At 50.6% G+C, this 354-nt stretch carries 1 pseudogene; it reads left to right on the forward strand.

Annotated features, from left to right (window positions below):
* Positions 1 to 354: pseudogene (locus tag LKK83_RS31940) on the forward strand (hypothetical protein); the annotation flags it as partial.

Below are 354 nucleotides of genomic sequence, written 5' to 3' on the forward strand. Positions count from 1 at the left end.
AATTGCTCTCTCCTTACGGGGAGGTAAAAGCACCCCAGCGGGTGGCTTCCGAAGTCCGAGAAATCGACTTGTACTTTCGACCCCTTCCGAATTTAGAACTGGCAATGGTTCGACCCTTGGGTATCTTAGGAAGAATGGCTGCGAGTCCGAATCCTTCGATTTTTGAACCCTTTCGCAACCCAGTCAGCGAAGATGAAATTTGCGACTGTCTCGGAAAGCTGCTAGACGTGAGGCGATCGCTGCAACGCCAAGCCAACCGCAATAATCGCCGACTGTTCAACGAAGCCTTACCCAAATTATGGATTCTCACCCCCACCGCTTCCCCTACCATTTTATCAAGATTTAGCGCTATGC

This window comes from Phormidium sp. CCY1219 (assembly GCF_035615515.1).
GTDB lineage: Bacteria > Cyanobacteriota > Cyanobacteriia > Cyanobacteriales > Laspinemataceae > CCY1219.